Source organism: Candidatus Campbellbacteria bacterium (assembly GCA_034521025.1).
GTDB lineage: Bacteria > Patescibacteriota > Minisyncoccia > Phycocordibacterales > JAXHMZ01 > JAXHMZ01.
The window spans coordinates 98,732-118,801 of record JAXHMZ010000003.1 but is presented as its reverse complement, the minus strand read 5'-3'; the positions used below and the strand labels follow the sequence as shown (position 1 = coordinate 118,801).

The 20,070-nt window shown below is 44.1% G+C and carries 21 protein-coding genes and 1 pseudogene; 21 read left to right on the top strand and 1 reads right to left on the bottom strand.

The window, feature by feature from the left end; all coding sequences use genetic code 11:
* The first annotated feature begins 16 nt into the window (after positions 1-16).
* From U5L75_01310 to U5L75_01255, 12 genes are all read left to right on the top strand, one after another.
* Positions 17-373, top strand: a complete 357-nt coding sequence (locus U5L75_01310; GenBank protein MDZ7726202.1) for a phage holin family protein — start codon at positions 17-19, stop codon at positions 371-373.
* Positions 366-1,286 (top strand): MYG1 family protein, encoded by a 921-nt coding sequence (locus tag U5L75_01305; GenBank protein ID MDZ7726201.1) that lies wholly within the window; start codon positions 366-368, stop codon positions 1,284-1,286. The genes U5L75_01310 and U5L75_01305 overlap by 8 nt, the downstream gene beginning before the upstream one ends.
* Before the next feature lie 5 nt (positions 1,287-1,291).
* Positions 1,292-2,275: a GTPase ObgE gene (gene obgE / locus U5L75_01300; GenBank protein ID MDZ7726200.1), complete on the top strand. Its 984-nt coding sequence runs from the start codon at positions 1,292-1,294 to the stop codon at positions 2,273-2,275.
* Between the two features lie 265 nt (positions 2,276-2,540).
* Positions 2,541-3,167 (top strand): hypothetical protein, encoded by a 627-nt coding sequence (locus tag U5L75_01295; protein MDZ7726199.1) that lies wholly within the window; start codon positions 2,541-2,543, stop codon positions 3,165-3,167.
* A gap of 126 nt (positions 3,168-3,293) precedes the next feature.
* Positions 3,294-4,706 (top strand): Asp-tRNA(Asn)/Glu-tRNA(Gln) amidotransferase subunit GatB, encoded by a 1,413-nt coding sequence (gene gatB, locus U5L75_01290; protein MDZ7726198.1) that lies wholly within the window; start codon positions 3,294-3,296, stop codon positions 4,704-4,706.
* A gap of 152 nt (positions 4,707-4,858) precedes the next feature.
* Positions 4,859-5,896 (top strand): type I glyceraldehyde-3-phosphate dehydrogenase, encoded by a 1,038-nt coding sequence (gene gap / locus U5L75_01285; protein ID MDZ7726197.1) that lies wholly within the window; start codon positions 4,859-4,861, stop codon positions 5,894-5,896.
* 7 nt (positions 5,897-5,903) lie between these two features.
* On the top strand, positions 5,904-7,553 hold the full coding sequence (locus tag U5L75_01280) for an FAD-binding oxidoreductase (GenBank protein MDZ7726196.1): 1,650 nt from the start codon (positions 5,904-5,906) through the stop codon (positions 7,551-7,553).
* An 81-nt stretch (positions 7,554-7,634) separates the two neighbouring features.
* Positions 7,635-8,102, top strand: a complete 468-nt coding sequence (locus U5L75_01275) for an RpiB/LacA/LacB family sugar-phosphate isomerase (GenBank protein ID MDZ7726195.1) — start codon at positions 7,635-7,637, stop codon at positions 8,100-8,102.
* Complete coding sequence (locus tag U5L75_01270) at positions 8,095-8,769, top strand: hypothetical protein (protein MDZ7726194.1); 675 nt, start codon at positions 8,095-8,097, stop codon at positions 8,767-8,769. The genes U5L75_01275 and U5L75_01270 overlap by 8 nt, the downstream gene beginning before the upstream one ends.
* 15 nt (positions 8,770-8,784) lie before the next feature.
* Positions 8,785-9,624 (top strand): transketolase, encoded by an 840-nt coding sequence (locus U5L75_01265; GenBank protein ID MDZ7726193.1) that lies wholly within the window; start codon positions 8,785-8,787, stop codon positions 9,622-9,624.
* A 3-nt stretch (positions 9,625-9,627) separates the two neighbouring features.
* Positions 9,628-9,903, top strand: a complete 276-nt coding sequence (locus U5L75_01260) for a hypothetical protein (GenBank protein MDZ7726192.1) — start codon at positions 9,628-9,630, stop codon at positions 9,901-9,903.
* A 9-nt stretch (positions 9,904-9,912) separates the two neighbouring features.
* A complete protein-coding gene (locus U5L75_01255; protein ID MDZ7726191.1) occupies positions 9,913-10,908 on the top strand; it encodes a transketolase C-terminal domain-containing protein in 996 nt (331 codons plus the stop codon).
* Positions 10,909-10,946: 38 nt separating this feature from the next.
* On the opposite strand, the gene U5L75_01250 is transcribed toward U5L75_01255, so the two are convergent.
* A complete protein-coding gene (locus U5L75_01250; protein ID MDZ7726190.1) occupies positions 10,947-11,963 on the bottom strand; it encodes a carbohydrate kinase family protein in 1,017 nt (338 codons plus the stop codon).
* A gap of 162 nt (positions 11,964-12,125) precedes the next feature.
* Here U5L75_01250 and U5L75_01245 point away from each other — a divergent pair, with 162 nt between their 5' ends.
* The 9 genes and pseudogenes from U5L75_01245 (at position 12,126) to U5L75_01205 (ending at position 19,886) form a co-directional block, all read left to right on the top strand.
* Positions 12,126-12,794 carry a 50S ribosomal protein L25 gene (locus U5L75_01245; GenBank protein ID MDZ7726189.1) on the top strand — a complete coding sequence of 223 codons (669 nt, stop codon included), beginning with the start codon at positions 12,126-12,128 and terminating at the stop codon, positions 12,792-12,794.
* Positions 12,795-12,890: 96 nt separating this feature from the next.
* Positions 12,891-14,225 (top strand): lytic murein transglycosylase, encoded by a 1,335-nt coding sequence (locus tag U5L75_01240; protein ID MDZ7726188.1) that lies wholly within the window; start codon positions 12,891-12,893, stop codon positions 14,223-14,225.
* Positions 14,226-14,273: 48 nt separating this feature from the next.
* Positions 14,274-14,543: a type B 50S ribosomal protein L31 gene (locus tag U5L75_01235; protein MDZ7726187.1), complete on the top strand. Its 270-nt coding sequence runs from the start codon at positions 14,274-14,276 to the stop codon at positions 14,541-14,543.
* Between the two features lie 92 nt (positions 14,544-14,635).
* Positions 14,636-15,613, top strand: coding sequence for a PCRF domain-containing protein (locus U5L75_01230; GenBank protein ID MDZ7726186.1), 978 nt, complete (start codon positions 14,636-14,638; stop codon positions 15,611-15,613).
* A 52-nt stretch (positions 15,614-15,665) separates the two neighbouring features.
* Positions 15,666-16,641: pseudogene (gene trpS, locus U5L75_01225) on the top strand (tryptophan--tRNA ligase).
* Between the two features lie 124 nt (positions 16,642-16,765).
* Positions 16,766-18,016, top strand: coding sequence for an ABC transporter ATP-binding protein (locus tag U5L75_01220; GenBank protein MDZ7726185.1), 1,251 nt, complete (start codon positions 16,766-16,768; stop codon positions 18,014-18,016).
* Positions 17,980-18,438: an ATP-binding cassette domain-containing protein gene (locus U5L75_01215; protein MDZ7726184.1), complete on the top strand. Its 459-nt coding sequence runs from the start codon at positions 17,980-17,982 to the stop codon at positions 18,436-18,438. The genes U5L75_01220 and U5L75_01215 overlap by 37 nt, the downstream gene beginning before the upstream one ends.
* A 236-nt stretch (positions 18,439-18,674) precedes the next feature.
* Positions 18,675-19,088, top strand: coding sequence for a hypothetical protein (locus U5L75_01210; GenBank protein MDZ7726183.1), 414 nt, complete (start codon positions 18,675-18,677; stop codon positions 19,086-19,088).
* A gap of 237 nt (positions 19,089-19,325) precedes the next feature.
* Positions 19,326-19,886: a tetratricopeptide repeat protein gene (locus tag U5L75_01205; protein ID MDZ7726182.1), complete on the top strand. Its 561-nt coding sequence runs from the start codon at positions 19,326-19,328 to the stop codon at positions 19,884-19,886.
* Positions 19,887-20,070: the final 184 nt, after the last annotated feature.

Sequence of the window (20,070 nt, the reverse complement as noted above, 5' to 3'; positions counted from 1 at the left end):
TTAATTATAGAAAAATATGGATAGATTACTTTTAAAATGGCTTATAACGGCACTTTCGCTGATGTTAGTTTCCGAGCTTTTGCCCGGAGTGGAAATTGACGGTTTTTGGGTAGCGGTGGTTTCTGCTTTTGTATTGGGAATATTTAACGTAACCCTTAAGCCCATACTTTATGTTCTTACTCTGCCTATAAATATTTTAACCTTAGGGCTTTTCTCTTTTGTGTTAAATGGATTCTTCTTCTATTTTGTAGCTGTGTTTGTGAGCGGATTTATGGTTGATGGCTTTTGGGCTGCTGTATTTGGAGCGGTCATCGTGTCATTGTTAGCTTCAACGGTAGAGTTGGGAAGTAATTCTAAAGGGAAAAATGTCTAAAACGATCGTAGTACACAATAGTACATTTCACGCGGACGATCTATTTGCCGCGGCCACATTAAAAAAATACTTGTTGTCCGAAGGTGTTGATCAAACTGATATAGAAATAATACGTACTCGGGATAAGGACATAATTGAACAAGCAGATTTTGTTGCTGACGTTGGGGGCGTTTATGATCCAGGATCTAATCGGTTTGATCACCATCAAAAAGGAGGCGCAGGTGAAAGGGAGAATGGCATACCTTTTGCCGCTTTTGGGCTAGTTTGGAAAAAATTTGGCGGCGCGGTATGCGGAAGTGAGGAAGTGGCAAAAGCTGTAGACGAAAGACTTGCTGAAACCATAGACGCTTTAGACAACGGAGTAGATATTTGGGGTGAGACTGATGTAGATATTTCTTTTAGGTACAACCTGCAGTCGGCTTTTTATGGTCTACGCCCCACTTGGAAAGAAGCGCCAGATTATACTAAAAATGAAGCATTCTTTAGGGCTCTCGATATTGCAGAGCTTGTGCTCGATAGAGAAATTGCGCAGGCTAAAGCCAGACTCGAAGCATTCGCCATTGTTGAGGATGCATACAAAAATTCTTCTATCAACGATGAGCGCATTTTATTTTTAGAAAAGAGCTACCCTTATATGGAGTTTGTTGAAGATAATCCGCAAATATTGTTTGTAATTAAACCGGATTCAGAGAATGGTAATTGGGAAATAGTATCAGTGCCGAAATCTATTTCTACTCCCTTTGACGCTAGGAAACTATTACCAGAGGAATGGGCTGGTAAAAGAGATGGCGATTTAGTCAACGCTTCCGGTGTAGAAGACGCTTTTTTTGTACACAATAAGCGCTTTATTGGAGTAGCTAGTTCAAAAGAAGGCGTTTTTGAATTAGCTAATAAAGCCCTTGAAACTGAATAATTGATATGACATTTGTAGATGAAATTACTTTAGATCTAAGCGCCGGAGATGGTGGAGATGGTGTAGTTCGCTGGCTCCATCTCAAAGGGAAAGAATTTTCTGGTCCGTCGGGAGGAGACGGTGGTCGTGGCGGCGATGTCGTCATCCGGGCAGTTAAAGACCTTTCCGTTCTTACACGTTATACCCACTCTCCTAATTTGGAGGCTGAAAAAGGCGATAGTGGTCGCAGTAAAAACCAAACCGGCAAAAACGGCAGTGATCTGATAGTAGAATTGCCAATTGGTACAGTTTTGACTCGCGAGTTGGATGGAGCACAGTTTGAACTTTTAGAAGAAGGTCAGGAAATGGTTGTTCTAAAGGGAGGGAAAGGCGGCTTGGGCAATACTCATTTTAAAAGCTCTACCAACATAAATCCGATGGAGCAAACCAACGGAAAACCGGGTGAACATTCGCGCTTTTTCATTGAACTTCGACTTATTGCTGATGTGGGTTTTGTGGGCCTTCCAAATGCCGGCAAGTCTACTCTTTTGAATACTCTTACAAACGCAAAATCTGAAGTAGGAAACTATAACTTCACGACTCTTGAACCGCACCTGGGTACTTTTTATGAATTTATAATCGCTGATATTCCAGGCCTTATAGAAGGGGCATCACAAGGTAAGGGGCTTGGACATAAATTTTTGCGCCATATCAGTCGTACAAAAATGTTAGTTCACTGTGTCTCTCTAGAAAATGAAAATGTGGTTGAAGTTTATGATTCTGTACGAAACGAGCTGAAAAATTTTGATGAAAAATTGCTCGATAAACACGAAATTATTTTACTTACCAAATCAGATGAAGTGGACCAAGATACGCTTAATAAAAAAAGAGAAGAACTCATAGCTCATACCGAAAAAACAGTGCGTGAAATTTCTGTTCTTGATGATGCAAGTGTTAAAAAATTCGCTGATTTTTTAGCAAAAGAGCTGGAAGAAAAGAAAAATAAGTGAACTAGGTAATAATAAAAAGTGAAACAAAAGAATTAGAATGTTCAACTACGAACTACAGCCACTATTGACAAATATACTAAAGTAATGTATATTACATGCCAGTAATACTTTTGCATAGGGCAAAAGTGACGTTCTTCGAAAGGGAGGAAAAGTGAAGAACTTTACAGGTTTCTTGCTGGTACTGGTCGCCTTCGTTATCAGCGCTTGCTCTTCGGTCGTCGAAGCGCCGGAAGGATCGGGAGACTTTCTCGATCTCGAGGTTCAGGTGGTAAGCTCTACGCCTGATGGCGAGGCTATCAATAGCTTGGTCATCTACAACGAAGACGGCGAACCAGTCGATACGATGAATAATTTCGTCGATCGGTTTCAGGTATTTACGTTTCCACCGGGAGACTACAGCGTGCGAGTTTTCACGTTCACCGAGTCTGGCTCGATAAGCGTCACGAGGGACGTTAGTCTTTTCTCGGATGAGAGCGTGACCATTGATGCTTCAGGTGGAGTGGTGAGCAACGTTTACGTGGACTCGCCTGAAATGCTTACCTTGTTCCTGTCATTTCCGCTGGTGTTCGATGACACATACATGGATGATTCGCTGGTAAGCTTTGACAGTGCAGAACTGCACGTGTCTGAACTGCACTTGTCTGAGGGTTCATTTGTTCTTACCGACATCAGTTCGCATGGTTTGGGTGTGCAGGAGGTGGTCCAGAACGGTATCACCAATACTGTCAACTTCACCCCTGCGGATGGAATGTTGATGACCGGGTTCACTTCATTGAGCTTTGGTCGTCCGGTCGGCCGGTGTGGTCGTTTCGGACACGTTGAAGCTCGCTGGACAAGCGAGACCGTGACTGTGCACGAGTATGCACGGATGGTGATTCCTTGTAAGGGCTAACCCTCCCGATCACACCCCCGATCGTGCACTGCGCGATCGGGGGTGATTTTTTACTACTCACCTTTGCGCAGCGAGGTTACATCTATTCTTTTTCTTTTGGCTTGAGCCTATGCTAGTATTGCAACCATGAAAGACGACTATAAACCCACAATAGGGCTTGAAATTCACGCGGAGCTGAAGACCAAGTCAAAAATGTTCTGTGGTTGCGAAAACGCTCCACACACAAGTGAGCCCAACTCTCGGATCTGCCCAATTTGCATGGCACACCCAGGGACGCTTCCTAAGATCAATAAGGAAGCGGTAAAAAATGTTCTTAAGGTAGGAGTCGCTTTGAATGGCAACCTCGCTGATTTTACAGAATTCGATAGGAAGAACTATTTCTATCCGGACATCCCTAAGGGGTACCAAATTTCACAATATGAATACCCCCTAGTTACCGGCGGGAGATTATGTGAAGTTGACATAACCCGTATTCACTTAGAAGAGGATACTGCCAAGTCTACACATGACAAAGGAGATTATTCCCTGGTTGATTATAATCGCGCGGGAGTGCCTCTTATGGAATTAGTAACAGAGCCCGTTATAAAAAGCGGTAAAAAAGCTGCGGATTTTGCCCGAGAATTGCAGTTGCTTCTTCGCACTCTGGATATCTCTGAGGCAAATATGGAAAGAGGAGAGATGCGCGTTGAAGCTAATATTTCGGTATCAAAATCAGAGGATTTTGGTACCAAAACCGAAGTAAAGAATTTAAATTCATTTCGTTCTGTAGAGAAGGCGATTGCCTTTGAAATAGAACGTCAGATAGAAATATTAGAAAACGGCGAGACAGTTGAGCAGGAAACACGAGGCTGGGACGAAAACAAACAAGAGACATACACTCAGAGAAAAAAGGAATCGTCACAAGACTATAGGTATTTCCCCGAGCCGGATCTTCCTAAATTAAAGATTTCGCAACTAGAAGAATTTTCCAAAAATAGCTTACTTTCTGAAATACCAGAACTTCCGAATGAAAAAAGGAAACGTCTGATCGATCTGGGTATTAAGGAGGAAGATGTCGAAACGTTGATCTTAGATTTTCAATTAGGTGACTTTTTTGATGAGGTATCGAATTTATTAAATGGGAGTGCCGCTAAGTTAAAATTAGCCGCGAATTATATAACCTCCGACCTTCAGGGCATAAGATCAAATGACTCGGAGATACAACTACCTAGAGCTGAGCTCTTTGTCGAGCTTATTAATATGATCGATTCAGGAGAGCTTTCTAGTAGAGGCGCGAAAGATACACTGGTTTTGCTTTTTGATAAGGACGAATCACCCAAAAAACTAGCTGAAGAAGCAAATCTCTTGCAGCAGAGCGATGAGAGTGCATTAGAAAAAGTCGTTGAAGAGGTCATAGCGGAGAATCCAGAAGTTGTTACTGATTACAAGTCAGGCAATGAGAATGTATTTCAGTTTTTTATAGGGCAAGGAATGAAAAAAACAAAAGGGTCAGCTAATCCACAAGTTTTGGCAGAGATTTTCAAAAAGAAATTAAAATAATTCACTTCACATCTAATTGCCTTATTCTCTTAAATGCTCACACTTTGTTGCGGGCGTTTTTTAGTGATCTACTTCTTTTTGTGGATAGGTGTAAGAGAATCTCTGATATACTAAGGGAGTTACAAGGTGGCTCGTTTTCACTATTTTTATTTATGTCTATTAGAGTTGGAATAAACGGTTTCGGTAGGATCGGTAGAAGTTTTTATAAGGTAGCGCATACGCGAGATGATATCGAGGTTGTGGCCATTAACGATCTCGGAGATCCGGAAAATCTAGCTTATCTTTTGAAATATGATACCGCGCAAACTTCTCCGTTGAAGGAGGTTAATATTGAGGAAGACGGAGACGCAAAGAGCTTGGTCTCCGATGGCCGTAGAGCAAAATTCTTTTCCATACGAGATCCCAAAGAAATACCTTGGGGGGATTATGATGTTGATGTGGTGGTGGAATCCACTGGCATCTTTAGAACTTATGAGAAGTCCAAACAACATCTTGACGCGGGGGCTAAGCGCGTAGTTGTATCTGCGCCGATCAAAGGTGAGGAAGTAGAGGGTATATCCGGAGGCACCGTTCTTATGGGAATAAACGAAGAAGATTTCGCGGGAAAGCAAATTACTTCCAACGCATCTTGCACAACAAACTCCGGCTCGCCTTTGGTTGCTATACTTAACGAGTCAATTGGTATAGAAAAGGCTCTTTTGAATACTGTGCACGCTTATACAGCTTCACAGTCACTCGTAGATGGTCCCAATAAAGACTGGCGGAAGGGTCGGGCGGCGGCGCAAAATATTATACCTACCACAACTGGCGCAGCTATAGCTACAACTAAAGTAATTCCGGATTTGGAAGGAAAATTTGACGGCATAGCCCTTCGTGTTCCGGTGATAGCCGGATCGGTGGCAGATATTACTTTTATCTCCAAGCGAGACACATCAAAAGAAGAAGTGAATGAAATTCTTATGAATGCATCTCAGGAACCACGCTGGATGAAGACGTTTGGAGCGACCTATGAACCTATTGTGTCTTCAGATATAGTCGGATCGGAAAAAGCTTCTATTGCAGATCTCACATTTACTCGTGTAGTAGGCGGCAATCTTGTAAAAGTACTGGCTTGGTACGATAACGAAATGGGGTATACGTATTCTTTAGTTGAGCACGTTGTTAAAGCAGGTCAGTTTTTGGATAATTAAAATATCTATGGCTATACAGCACGAGCTAAGAGAGTCTATAAAAGGGGACGTGGATGTTACCGACGATACTCTGGAAGAGTATTCTTATGACGCTTCACTCTTTGGTGTTCGTCCTAAAGTAGTTGTTTTTCCCAAGGATGTCCACGACATAAAAGAATTAGTACACTTTATAAATAAAAAGCGTGAAGAGATACCAGGTATTTCTTTAACAGGAAGAGCGGGCGGAACAGATATGACAGGAGGTCCATTGACTGAATCAATTTCAGTGTCATTTACAAAATATATGAATCACGTCTGGGAGGTAAATCCCGAAGAAATGTTTGCACGAGTTCAACCCGGAGTTTTTTATAGAGACTTTGAAAAAGTTATTTTACCTGAAGATCTGTCACTGCCTTGTTATCCGGCGTCTAAAAGCATTGCGGCTCTTGGTGGCATGGTAGCTAATAATTGTGCCGGAGAAAAAACACTGCGCTATGGTAAAATGAACGACTTTATCCAAGAGATCAAAGCTGTGTTTTCAGACGGTAACGAGTACGTTCTCAGGAAACTCAATATGGAGGAGCTGGAGCAGAAAAAGTCTCAGGACAACTTTGAGGGAGAGGTTTATAGACGTATGCATTCTTTGCTGGAAGATAACTACGATATAGTCAAAGCCGCTAAGCCTGATGTGGCAAAGAATTCGGCGGGCTATAACCTTTGGGATGTGTACGATAGGGAACAAGGTACATTTGATCTCACGCAACTTTTCGGCGGGTCCCAAGGTACTTTAGGTATTTGGGCTGAGACACGGCTGAGGTTGGTACATGAAAAGCCCAAGCGACGTTTGACTGTACTGTTTTTTAACTCTTGGGATGAGGTGCCGGAAGTGGTGAACAAATTATTGCCTCTCGACCCGGAGTCCATAGAAACGTTTGATGATGCGACTCTCAAGCTTGGTTTGAGATTTATGCCGCAAATTGCAAAGAAAGCCGGCTCTTCGTTTTTACCTTTTGCGCTTAAGTTCTGGCCCGAGGCGCTAATTGGTTTAAGAATGCTCGGTTTGCCCAAGTTAACAATGTTGATCGAGTTTGCCGAAGATACAGAAGAAGAGCTAGATCAAAAAATAAACGATCTCAAAGAGTCACTCGAAGAGCATAATAAAATTATTATGAGGGAGCTGGATACGGAAGAAGAGGCGGAAAAGTATTGGACCATGCGCCGCGAAAGTTTCTCGCTTTTGCGAAAAGAGGTGAGCGATAAACGCACGGCTCCATTTGTTGACGATTTTTGTGTCAAACCAGAATTTTTACCCGAATTTCTTCCCAAAGTGTTTGGCATATTAAAAAAACACGGTATTAAAGCCACCTTGGCCGGGCACGCAGGTGAGGGTAATTTTCACATAATTCCTCTTATGGATCTTTCTAAAAAGACAGAACGCGACAAAATTCCTGTAGTGCTAGATAAGGTGAATAATCTAACTTTTGAATACGGAGGAACCATGACGGCGGAGCATAACGACGGTTTAATAAGGTCGCCTTATCTGGAGCAGATGTATGGAAAAAAGGTCTATGATCTGTTTGTAGAGACTAAAAATATTTTCGATCCTAACAATATCTTTAATCCGGGCAAAAAGATAAACGCCGACCTCGACTATGCTATGGAGCATATAGATCACTAGATAATTCTCCTGAGTTTAGACCTAGTTAGTATATATTAAGGAGTCTTTTGTGTTAGAATGGACGCGAATAAAAGCTTGATTATGAAAATATTTTTGGCCACGGATCACGCGGGATTTAAAACAAAGGAAGAGGTAAAGAGCCACCTGAGTTCATTGGGCTATGAGGTAGAGGACTGTGGAGCATACGAGCTAAATCCAGATGATGACTATCCTGATTTTATCAGCAAGGCAGCAGAAGAGGTTTCGAAGGAACCTGATACTAATAGAGCGGTAATTTTTGGTGGCTCCGGACAAGGAGAGGCTATTGTTGCAAATAAGTTCAAGGGGGTTAGAGCAGCTGTGTTCTATGGCGGAGAAGATAAAGGGAAAATAGTAACCCTTTCACGTGAGCACAATGACGCAAATATCATTTCCTTGGGAGCTAGGTTTATCACTATTGAAGAAGCAAAGCGTATAGTAGAAATTTGGCTTGATGAACCTTTTTCAGGCGAAGATAGACATAAACGCAGGATAGAGAAAATAACAAAAATTGAAAACGAACATGACTGAAATTATTCCAGCCGTTTTACCCGAAGACTATCAAGAGCTACGTGAAGATCTGGCTTTGGTACATGGCCTATCTTCGTTTGTGCAAATAGATATTTGTGATGGTGAATTCGTACCAAGATTATCTTGGCCTTATGGCGAACCAGAGACATTTGAAAAGATCCTAGCTGGAGAAGAAGGCATGCCTTTTTGGAAAGAGATTCAGTTTGAGGCTGATCTGATGGTCAGCAATCCAGAAGATGTGATAGATGATTGGATAAATGCCGGATTTTCCCGAATGGTCATACACTATCAAAGTACGAATAAACTGGAAGATATTTTAGATAAACTCAGTGAATTTCAGGTGGAATGTGGAATAGCTATACAGATCGATGACGAGCCTCAAGATCTTGCGCCATATATAGACAAAATTGGTTTTGTGCAATGCATGGGCATAGAGAATATTGGATATCAGGGAGAGCCGTTCTCCCAAAATGTTGTCCACAAAATAAAGAAAGTCCGGGAAATTTTTCCTGATATACTTATAAGTGTAGATGGTGGAGTTAGCCTAGATACCGTGGAGAGGTTAAGTGATGCTGGAGCGAGACGACTCATTTCCGGCTCAGCTATTTTGGGAGCAGAATCACCAAAAGAGGCCTTTGATGCAATGCGAAATTTGGCTAATAAGTAATAATATCTTTTCAAAATGCCACACCTTTCAGATGAAAAAGTTCATTCTTTAGAAAAAAAGGCAAACGAGATCAGGCAGACCATAATTGAAATGCTGACTGAAGCCGGTTCTGGCCATACTGCTGGTCCGTTGGGTATGACTGACATATTTACCTCGTTTTATTTTCATATTTTAAATCACAGACCCGAAGACCCCGAGTGGGAGGATCGTGATCGCTTAATTCTTTCTAACGGGCATATAGTACCGGTTAGGTATGCTGCTATGGCGCACGCCGGATATTTTCCTTTGGAAGAAGTTAACACTTTGAGAAAATTAGGTTCAAGATTGCAGGGTCACCCTGAACGAGAAAAAATGCTCTCACTTGAGAGTACTTCGGGCCCTCTTGGTTCGGGCCTTTCACAGGCTTCGGGGATCGCATATGCAGCCAGAATGGATAAAAAAAATTTCCGAACCTACTGTTTGATGTCGGACGGAGAATTGCAAGCGGGAAATACATGGGAAGCAGCTATGTTTGCGGGAGCTAACGCGCTTTCTAACTTAACCGGAGTGATCGATAGAAATAATATCCAAATAAACGGCATGACCGAAGAGGTAATGCCTCTTGAGCCTCTGAGAGAAAAGTTTGAATCATTTAATTGGCACGTTATTGAGGTAGACGGGCATAACATAGAAGAGTTTGTTAACGCGATAGAGCAAGCCAAGGCAATTTATGAGAGACCTACTATGGTTCTTGCGCACACCATCCCGGGCAAAGGCATTAAGAGTATGGAGTTTGACCACGAATGGCACGGCAAGCCTCCGTCCAAGGAAGAATCTGAGAAGTTCTTAGAGGAGCTACGAGAGATTAATATTTAACTTATGTTTATGATGTTTGGAATAAGACAATTGATCAAGGCAGATAGGAAGAATCCTATTTATCTAAGTCCTTTGGTTTTAGGAATTATTTTTGTGGCTTCTGTTTTGATCTTTATTTTCCTGCAAATGACCACGGCTTTTGCCGAAAGGGAGGACGTGCGTAAGTGCCATGCGGATTCTCTTTCTGCGACCGAGACACTCCCTGAGGACGTAAATGCCGCCGAATATTATGAATTCTCTTTTAAGACTTGTATGAGAGGTAAAGGATACGCAATATAACTTTGAACTATGATAAGAGAAGAACAAAAATTGGTTGAGAACATTTTCAACATAGAGGAGATCGAGCAAGTACCAACTCGTAACGGTTTTGGAGACGGCTTGGCGGAAGTGGGCGATCGTGACGAAAGCGTGGTGGCTGTTTGTGCTGATCTGGCTGGGTCAACGCGCACCGAGAAATTCAGGCAGAAATTTCCGGATCGCTATATAGAAGCCGGAGTAGCAGAGCAGAATATGGCTGCTCTAGCGTCCGGTTTAGCTAATTATGGAAAGATACCTTATATTGCCTCATACGCGGCGTTCAGTCCCGGGCGAAATAATGAACAAATTCGTACAACGATCTCGCTTAATAACGTACCAGTTAAGATCGTCGGAGCTCATTCTGGCGTCTCTGTGGGGCCAGACGGCGCAACACATCAAGCGCTTGAAGACATTGCTCTTATGCGTGTTCAGCCCAATATGAAGGTCATAGTACCAGCTGATGCTGAGGAAGCCAGGAAGGCAACCCACGTGGCCTATGAAACCAACTCCCCGGTGTATATTCGTCTCACGCGGGAGAAAACGCCCTTGTTTACCACACACGATTCGCCGTTTGAATTTGGAAAAGCGAATGTACTATTTGATCCTGACGAAGCCGAGGTTACTATTTTTACCTGCGGTCCTTTGACCTACAATGCTTTGTTTGCCGCACATGAATTGGAAGAAGAGGGGATTAGAGTTGCTGTTGTAAATGTCCATACCGTAAAGCCCTTGGACGAAGAAACAATTCTCAGTTTTGCCGAAAGAACTAACGCTGTCGTGTCTGTAGAAGAACACCAAGTTGCGGGAGGTCTAGGTTCTGCGATCTCGGAATTCTTATCGCAGCGCCACCCTTCTCCTCAAGAGTTTGTCGGAGTATTTGATAGATTTGGACAATCGGGAGAACCAGAAGAATTGATCGAGCATTATGGTATGGATGTCGGCTCTATTAAAGAAGCGGTAAGGAAGGTTATCTCAAGAAAACAATAAAATAACCGGCATGAGCCGGTTATTTTATTGTTTCTGTTTTACTCAAGCTTACTTGGCTGATAATCTTCGGGTCTGTTCTCTAGATGTTCGAGTAGTTTTTCTCTGGATAAAAGACCAGCTTGCGCTCCTATGTCTTGCACCACCGCCATCGAATTAACCGGCCCCCATTCCAATGCTTCAGGGATCGATTTGCCCGTTGCCATTGCGGCAGTAAAGGTTGAAGAAAAAGAATCTCCGGCGCCAGTTCTGTCAATTGGCGGCTTAGGATCCGGATACATGGGCATATGCCACATCTCATTTCCGTCGAAAGCGTAAGCACCGTTAACTCCATCTGTAATTACGGCAATATTGGGACCATGTTCGTGCATAATTTTCGCGAGTTCTTTTATATCATCCTCTTTAGTTTCCAGGATTCTTTGAGCCTCTTGTTTGTTGCAGAAAAACAATTCCGAAAGTTCGTACAAGCGCTTTAGCTTTTCATAACCCAACTTCATTTGAAATGTACCCGGCTGAAAAGCAAGTTTCGTTTCAGAATGTTTTTCCAAGTAATCAGCAATTTCTTCGTGATACGGTAGAGAGTTTTCAGCCAAGGATGAAAGGTAAAGATATTTTGGCGCCGGATCTAATTCGGGGAATTTATAGTTGTATTGTTGATGATTAACCAAGATCGTGCGCTCAGCGCCAAATTGCAAAACGTAATGCAGATTTGACCTTTCTCCTTCATGTACTTCTACATTCGAAAGGTCAATAGATTCCGATCTGAGTTGTTCTAGATCCTGTTTACCATAAATATCATCTCCAACGTTTGTGATAAGGCCTGTATTAAGGCCGAGGCGTGAAGCGGATACTGCCGCGTTAGGCGAATTGCCTACTGCTGGTACCACCTCGACGTCTTCATAGGGGATCTTATCGCCAAAACGGAAACAAATTTCATCATATCCATGATCTCCCTCGTCTTTCTCTTTATCTATACGTACGTCTTTTAGGTCTATAAAAGAGTCGGTAACGATGTCGCCTACTGCAACAAAATCAAGAGCTTTGGGTTCTTCTTCCATAATAGTTCTGGTATTAACTTGTATGTCTTTAGTATACCAAGAATAGTGATCCCTTTGAATCTTGAAAACTAAAGTAATGCAAACATTTCCAGCAAAAGATGAGTTCAAAAGTTACTGAAATACTGTTGCTTTTTTGGCATAAATCCCTATAATGGCGTTTGTATGTCAACAATTTCTGTAGAAAAGCGTACCGAGCGCGGTAAAAAATTAAAAGAGCTTCGGAGTCAAGGAAAGATTCCTGCTGTATTTTATGGTCCCAAAGATAACTCAGAGGCCATAACTCTTTCTCGAAGCGAATTTGATAGTCTTCTCAGTAAAGAAGGCGAATCCTCTGTCGTAACCCTCAAAGGGGATGACATAGAAAAAGATGTTCTTATCCAAGACATTCAAACGCATCCGGTTACGCAGTTTGTCGAACACGTTGATTTTTATGTTATCGACAAAACTAAGAAAGTCGAAGTTTCTGTTCCTATCGAGTTCGTTGGCGAATCTCCAGCTGTTAAGAGTCTGGGAGGTACATTGATCAAGGTACTGCATGAACTTGATATTAAAGTCTTGCCTACAGATATTCCCCATGAAATAAATGTTGACGTTTCTGAGCTCAATGATTTTGAGTCAGTTATATACGCTCGAGATCTTAAGCTTCCGGAAGAAGTAGAGTTAATGACAAATCCAGACGAAACAGTTGTATTTGCCGAAGAACCGCGAGAAGAAGAGCCTGAAGAAACAGAAGAGCCTGCCAGCATTGATGACATCGAACGAGTAGGTGAAGAGGATACAGAGGAATCTTCCTCAGAAGATTCTGAAGGATCAGAAGAAGAGTCAGAGTAACCAAACTTCTCTCTATTTAGACTTCTATTTAAAAACGCTTCCACCCCTTGGAAGCGTTTTTAAATACATGATAGAATTGACTTGTAATAAAACCATATGAGTTTAAAGCTCGCGAAAGTTCCCATATACATATTAATAGCTATTACAGTAACTCTGGTGTTTACAGCGGTGCCTGTTTCAGCGCAAGAAACTGATTCAGATAAGATCGAGCGTGAGCGTGAATTGCAGGCAGAACTAGAAAAAGTTCTCAAAGAAATAGCTTCGCAAAAGAAAGAGCTCCAGGAACAACGATCTCAATCTGCGTCTATTCAAGAGGAAATTGCGGTCCTTGATGCCCAAATTAGAGAAACCCAACTGCAGTTAGAGGCTAGCAGGCTCCGGATCAATCAATTATCTAACGATATACAAGTAAAGGCGGAAACTATATCTGAGCTAGAAGATAAGACCTTAAGGGAAAAAGAGTCTTTGTCTAGGTTGCTGCAAAAAATGAGGGAAGTAGACGATAGCTCTATGATCGAGGTTTTTCTAGCTAACGAAAATCTATCCGACTTTTTTAAAGATTCGGACTCCTTGAGAACGCTTAAACAGCGTATATTGGAGGACTTGGAAAGAATCGCTGAATATCAAGAGGCAGCTGCAGAACAAAAGGCTAAGTTGGAAATGGTAAAGAATGAGCAGGAAAATATTACTTATCAAATAGAGAAGAGCAAAGAAAAGATCCAGGTGTCTCAACAGCAAAAAGAGCAGCTTTTATCGGCAAGCAAGGAGAAAGAGCAAACTTATGAGGAGATAGTTGCGGAGCGTCAGGCGAGAGCTTCTGAAATACGTTCAGCTCTATTTTCACTTAGAGATACAGGCGACATTAACTTTGGACAGGCGTTAGATTACGCTCGTATAGCCGAGGAAGGGACAGGTGTTCGTCCTGCGTTTCTACTCGCGATAATAACTCAAGAATCAAACCTGGGGCAGAATGTTGGTCGTTGTAACTTGCCTTCAACCCCAAACAGAACTTGGAAGGAAATTATGAAGCCGGACAGAGATCATGCGCCTTACCTGCGTATTATGGATCGTTTGGGCCTAGACCCTAACACTCAGCCGTTGTCTTGTCCTATAGGAAACATTGGATGGGGAGGAGCCATGGGGCCTTCACAATTTATCCCATCCACTTGGGAGATGTACCAGAGCCGTGTATCTTCAGTAACAGGAGTTTCTCCTTCTAACCCTTGGAATCCTCGTGACGCCTTTACGGCTTCGTCGCTATTCCTCAAGGATCTGGGAGCTGCGGCAAGAACATATGATGCCGAGTGGGAAGCTGCGGCTCGCTACTACGCCGGAGGAGGTTGGCAAACTCGCGGTGTGAATTATGCCAACAGTGTAATGAATATTGCCTCGCGCTTACAGTCGCAGATCGACACCCTAGAATCACTATAAGTATAAATATTGCGGGCTGCGAAAGTCTGTGGTAGTATCCATTTTGTTATGAAAAAAGACATTCACCCAGAAAACGTACGACACGTCATTTTCGAAGACTCCTCAACTAAGGATCAGTGGTTGATACTTTCGACCGTAAATACTGAAGAAACAGCTAAATGGAGTGATGGCAAAGAATATCCTCTGTATCGGGTAGAGATCTCTAGTGCCTCGCATCCGTTCTTTACTGGCCAAGAGAGAGTTATGGATACTGCCGGTCGAGTTGATAAATTCCGACGCCGACAAGAAGCCGCAAAAGAAAAGGCCTCGGGCAAATAAATATAATTTTTAAGGTCGGTTCTTCAATAGCCGACTTTTTAATTAAAAGTAATTTAAGAGTATAATCGGTTGTTTTGTAGATACAAAATAAAATGGAAAATACTGACCTAACTAAATACAAAGAAAGCGAGAAAACGAAATATTTGGCTGAAGAATATGAACGTTTGGAAACAAGTGAGCGCGAGACGAAAGAAAGCGCAGGGAGTGACCCTGATCTACTAGAGCTTGCTAAAGATGATTTGTCCACTATTGCCACACAGAAAGAAGACCTTCTATCTCGAATGGACGATATACTCAAAGAAGAGGAACAGGATGAAGAATTTCCCAGCGAGATCGTTCTTGAGGTGCGAGCTGGAGCTGGCGGTGAAGAAGCTGCGTTGTTTGCGGAAGAACTTGCGCAGATGTATCTGACCCACGCGGACAATCAAGGATGGACGATAAATTTGGTCGACGACTCACGCGCAGAGATGGGCGGATATAAAGAAGCGTCGTTTGAGATCCATGGCAAAGACGTCTATCGGCAGCTTCGGTTCGAGACCGGTGTGCATCGCGTCCAGCGTGTCCCCGCGACGGAAAAGCAGGGACGAATACACACCTCTACTGCCTCGGTTGCTATACTGCCGATTCGGAAAAGAGCACAGGTTGAGATTGATGAGTCGGATCTCGAAGTCGCTTTTTCGCGCGCCGGTGGACCAGGTGGCCAGAATGTAAACAAGGTAGAGACCGCTGTACGCCTTACACACAAACCAACAGGTATTGTCGTCTCTTCACGTGCCGAACGGAGTCAGCTAAAAAACCGAGAAAAAGCGATATCGATCCTTACGGCGCGCCTTGAGGAGTTGCGCCGCGAGGAAGAAGAAAAGAAACATGCCGACAGCCGAGCAAATCAAATCGGCACAGCGGATCGCTCGGAGAAGATACGTACGTATAACTTTCCACAGGATAGAGTAACCGACCATAGGATCAAGAAAAGTTGGTCTAATATAGAGGGTATTATGGCTGGTGACATCCAAAAAATCCTCGATGATCTAGAGGAGGAGCAAGGTAAACAAAGTGAAGAGCAAAAATAAAAAACATTATTTGTCTCCACTCCGGCAGGTAAATTTGATACTATTGTAGCTAATGAGCAAAACACTTCTTTCAGGAATAAAGTCGACCGGGCGTTTGCACATAGGTAATTACTTTGGTGCTATGCGTCAGTTTGTAGAACTGCAGGACAAGTATGATGCACTTGTCTTTATTGCCGACCTTCACGCACTAACCACCGTTCGTGGTTCCGATAAGCTCGCAAGGAGAGCTCTTTTGACGTGGCGGCGGCGTATCTTGCAGTTGGACTCGATCCAAGGACAGAGTAACCCTTTTTAAACAATCTGACGTTCCTGAGGTGACAGAGCTCGCTTGGATATTTGAATGCCTTACATCTATCTCTTACCTTAAACGGGCACACGCATACAAAGACGCGCAAGAAAAAGGGGAGGAAATAAACGCAGGGACGTTTAACTATCCTATGTTAATGGCAGCCGATATTCTGATTTACGATGCTGATATAGTTCCGGTCGGCAAAGACCAAAAACAGCATCTCGAGATCGCGAGGGACACTGCGGACGCGTTCAACCGCGCATATGGCGAGACGTTTAAACTCCCAGAGCCGCATATACTCTCTGACGTTGAGACGATCCCGGGTATTGACGGACGCAAAATGAGCAAGAGCTATGACAATGTTATACCGCTTTTTGGTTCTGACGATGAGCTTCGCGACGCGGTGATGTCGATTCAGACCGACTCGACGCCACTTGGTGAGCCCTTAGATCCTGATTCCGATACCGTTTATTATCTTCATAAACTTGTATCGTCAAAAGAAGAGATCGAAGATCTGGAGAGTAAGTACCGCGAGGGTTCAATCGGTTATGGAGATTCAAAAAAGATGCTAGCTCTGAAATTATTAGAATATTTTGCACCTCTTCGTGAACGATATAACGAACTCCTGAAAGACCGAGCATACGTGAGCGACGTTCTCACTCTTGGGGCGAAAAAGGCGAGCGAGCAGGCAGAACAGAAAATGACGGAAGTACGTCGTGCGATAGGGGTGACTGAGTAAACCAAAAGGATCGTGGCCGATTCACATGAACACAATGCCACAGATCGACGAACCATTATTCAAGGGGTTCGCCTGATCGGTCGTTATATGCGCGACACACCTGTGCGGTGAGTTCTGCCGATTCTTGGGCGTACTTCGCGCTTGGGACGCGCTTATTCAATCACCACCGGTCGCATCATCGACGACGATCGCCGATCTACCGTCGGACTTTCGCCGTGAAGTGATGTTCGTATTTGTGATCCTTGCGCTGTGGTGTGTCATACAGCTCGTCACGTACGCGGTTGACTGGGCGCTCTCGATCAGGTCGCTCTCGCTCGCTGAGCGTATGTCGATCAGTTTTCGCGTGCGGGGGTATAATCATTTGTTGCGTCTTCCGCTGTCATTTCACAAAGAGCAGCGGTTCGGTTCAGTGATGGAGAATATGAATATGGGTGCGTTTACGATGCAAAGCGTGACGCAGGACATTCTTCAGATCGCGCCGAAACTTCTGACTCTCGTGGCGGCATTTTCGTTCGCATTCTTTATTAATGTATGGCTTGCTCTGATACTTGTGGTTTCCGTAGCAATGTACGTGGTCGTTGCCCGATCGACGCTTGCTCCGCTCGCCCCACTGGAGCGCTCATATCACCAATATCAGCGTGAAGCTCACGGTACTGTTTATAATGTCATATCACAAGTGCGAGAGGTAAAAATTGCCGCATACGAAAACCGGGAAGGGAATACCATCGCACATAATTTTACTGGACCTCTATTGGGAACATTTCTTCATATACGCGGTATCTGGGAGCGAATGAGCTTCTTTCAGCGAGTGCTGGTGTTGATTACGCAAATAGCGATCTACGTTCTAGGTATTATTTTTGTAACGCAGGGAGTCATTTCCGTTGGTGAACTTGTTGCTTTTAATGCGTATGCAGGCCTCCTCTATGGCCCATTCATAGAATTCAACGATATGTGGCAATGGCTTCAGAATTATGTGACAAATCTTCTGGAGGCTGAAAAGATCTTTGAAGAGCCACAAGAGATCTATCATCCGGAGGGAGCGGGGACGCCGACCTTGCGAGGCGAGATCGTATTCGACCATGCTTCATTTGCGTATGACACAGAGAATGAAGTACTGACTGATGTTTCGTTTACTATACCGGCTGGCACGAGAACGGCACTTGTGGGGCGCTCCGGTGAGGGGAAGAGTACGATCATTGATCTGGTGGCGGGATTCTATTTCCCAACCTCCGGCTCTGTTGCTATTGACGGAATAGACACGAGATCTATCGATCTTGAAAACGTGCGTCGCCAGATCGGAGTGGTATCACAAGAGATCGCACTCTTTAACTCAGTACAGTGCACTACAATATCGCGTATGGCTCTCCGGACGTGACGCGCGAAGAGGTAGAGCAAGCAGCGAAATATGCGCACGGGGATGAGTTTATACAGCGATTTCCTGACGGATATAACACGCTGGTCGGCGAGCGAGGGGTGAAGCTCTCGGTCGGCCAAAAACAACGTGTGGCGATCGCGCGCGCGTATCTACAAGATCCGGCGATACTTATCCTTGACGAGCCCACATCCGCGCTTGATGCGAAGACCGAGCATGATCTGACCGAGACACTTGAGGAACTTATGGAGGGGCGTACCACGATCATCGTTGCACATCGACTCTCAACCGTGCGTCGCTCAGACCAGATTCTTGTACTCAAGGCCGGCACGATCGTCGAGCAGGGTACGCACGGTGAACTTATTGAAAAAGAGAACGGCACTTACCGCGAGCTCTATGATCTCCAGATCGGCTTGAACGATTGACATCTAACCTCACTTACTAGCTCGCAGGACAGCATTGACAAAAATAATAAATAATAGCATAATACACTTAGATCAATCGAACTTCGAAACGCTGTGTCTGCCGTAGCAGAAAGTCCTTCACTTTAGGGAATTGCCCTAAGTTTCTCGAATCTGTTGAAGAGTTTTCTGCTACGGCACACTCGCATTGGGCGAAGAGGTGTTGAGTAGCGAAGCCTCAATTCAAATAGGAGGAATACATGTCGTCCGAAACACCAGAGCTCACTCTAGACTCAGACCTTGAGCTCTTCCAGCTTCAATTACTGATCTTCCTCCGTTGCATCTTTGATGAACGGCCCGCACTCTTTGCCGGCGGTCCTGGCGACATCAGCAGGTTTGCTCGTGAGATCTTCCCACCGGAAGACGCCGACCGTATCGATGAAGCGCTCAAGGCACTCGATACGTACGACGAGGAATCCGATGGATGGACTGCGGCTTATGGGGTACTACTTTCGTTCGTGTCGACGGACGTAGGCTTCCATGATCGCGTGCATCGTGATATAGCCAAGGCCCGAGGCGCCAGCAGGCGTTTCTCCGCTTTGAGTGGCTTGCTTCCAGAGGTCGATATCGAGGACCTTTGGGAAAAGCTAGTAGCCGACCGAGCCAAGAGGTGAAGTTGACGTGGAAGAGTGAGTTTGTCACCTTCTGGAGGACGATTGTCGTGGTCGCACGTTGACCTTTCTTCATACACCCCGGACCTTTGGTTCGGGGTGATTTATATTCAAAACCGGGTTGGAAGTATTAACCGGGGTAGCACAAAAATCAGTCAACCTGGCAGGTTGACTGATTTTGGTCATTGACAAATTATAAAATCATTATATATTTCGAGTATATAATAACGCTAGAGAAACATGGAAACAAACGATATAGTGTTGCGTGCTTTTGAAGCGTTCGCGCACGCAGATACAAACACATTTGAAGAACACATTCCTGCGCTTACGGAGAACGATTCGCCGCTTGGAAAGCTGTTGCTTGGAATGTATTACATCAATCATGGAGATGAAGCAGAAGCGGAGGAGGCGCTCAGGGAGTGTATAGCTCTCGATGAGAACAATTTTCAGGCGCTCTTTAATCTTGCTCTTCTTTTGGTCGGACGAGACAGGGTGAGTGAGGCGATAGATTATTATGAGAAAGCGTACGAGCTAAACAATACGCACTTTTCCCTTATATACAACTACGCTCTTGCACTCCACAAAAGAGCGCGAGAAACCGACGATGAGGAGGTGTACAAGAAAGCTCTCGAGCTGTACTTCGAAGCGCTTGAAATAAATCCGGGTCATATAAACCTTCGTGAAAACACCCGCGGGGCTCTCGAAGGGATCAACGTCTCAGAAGAGATCCTTGAAGAGTTCGAGGCCGCTGATTCTAGAGCGACGGTCAAGTCATTTGCGCAGCAAGTACTTCGCGGGTAGTTGCGTATTTCGCAAAAATCTCATAAGCTAAAGAGAGCATAAGCGTTTGAGGTTAGCTGACTCTAACCGAGCTTGAAGGTAGAAATCACTAGCAAGCGTGAGAGTAGATCCTTCCGGGTAAGCCCGAAACAGCTGTAATGAGCGAGAAGTCAAGGTGGTACCGCGGAAAATCCGCCCTTGGATA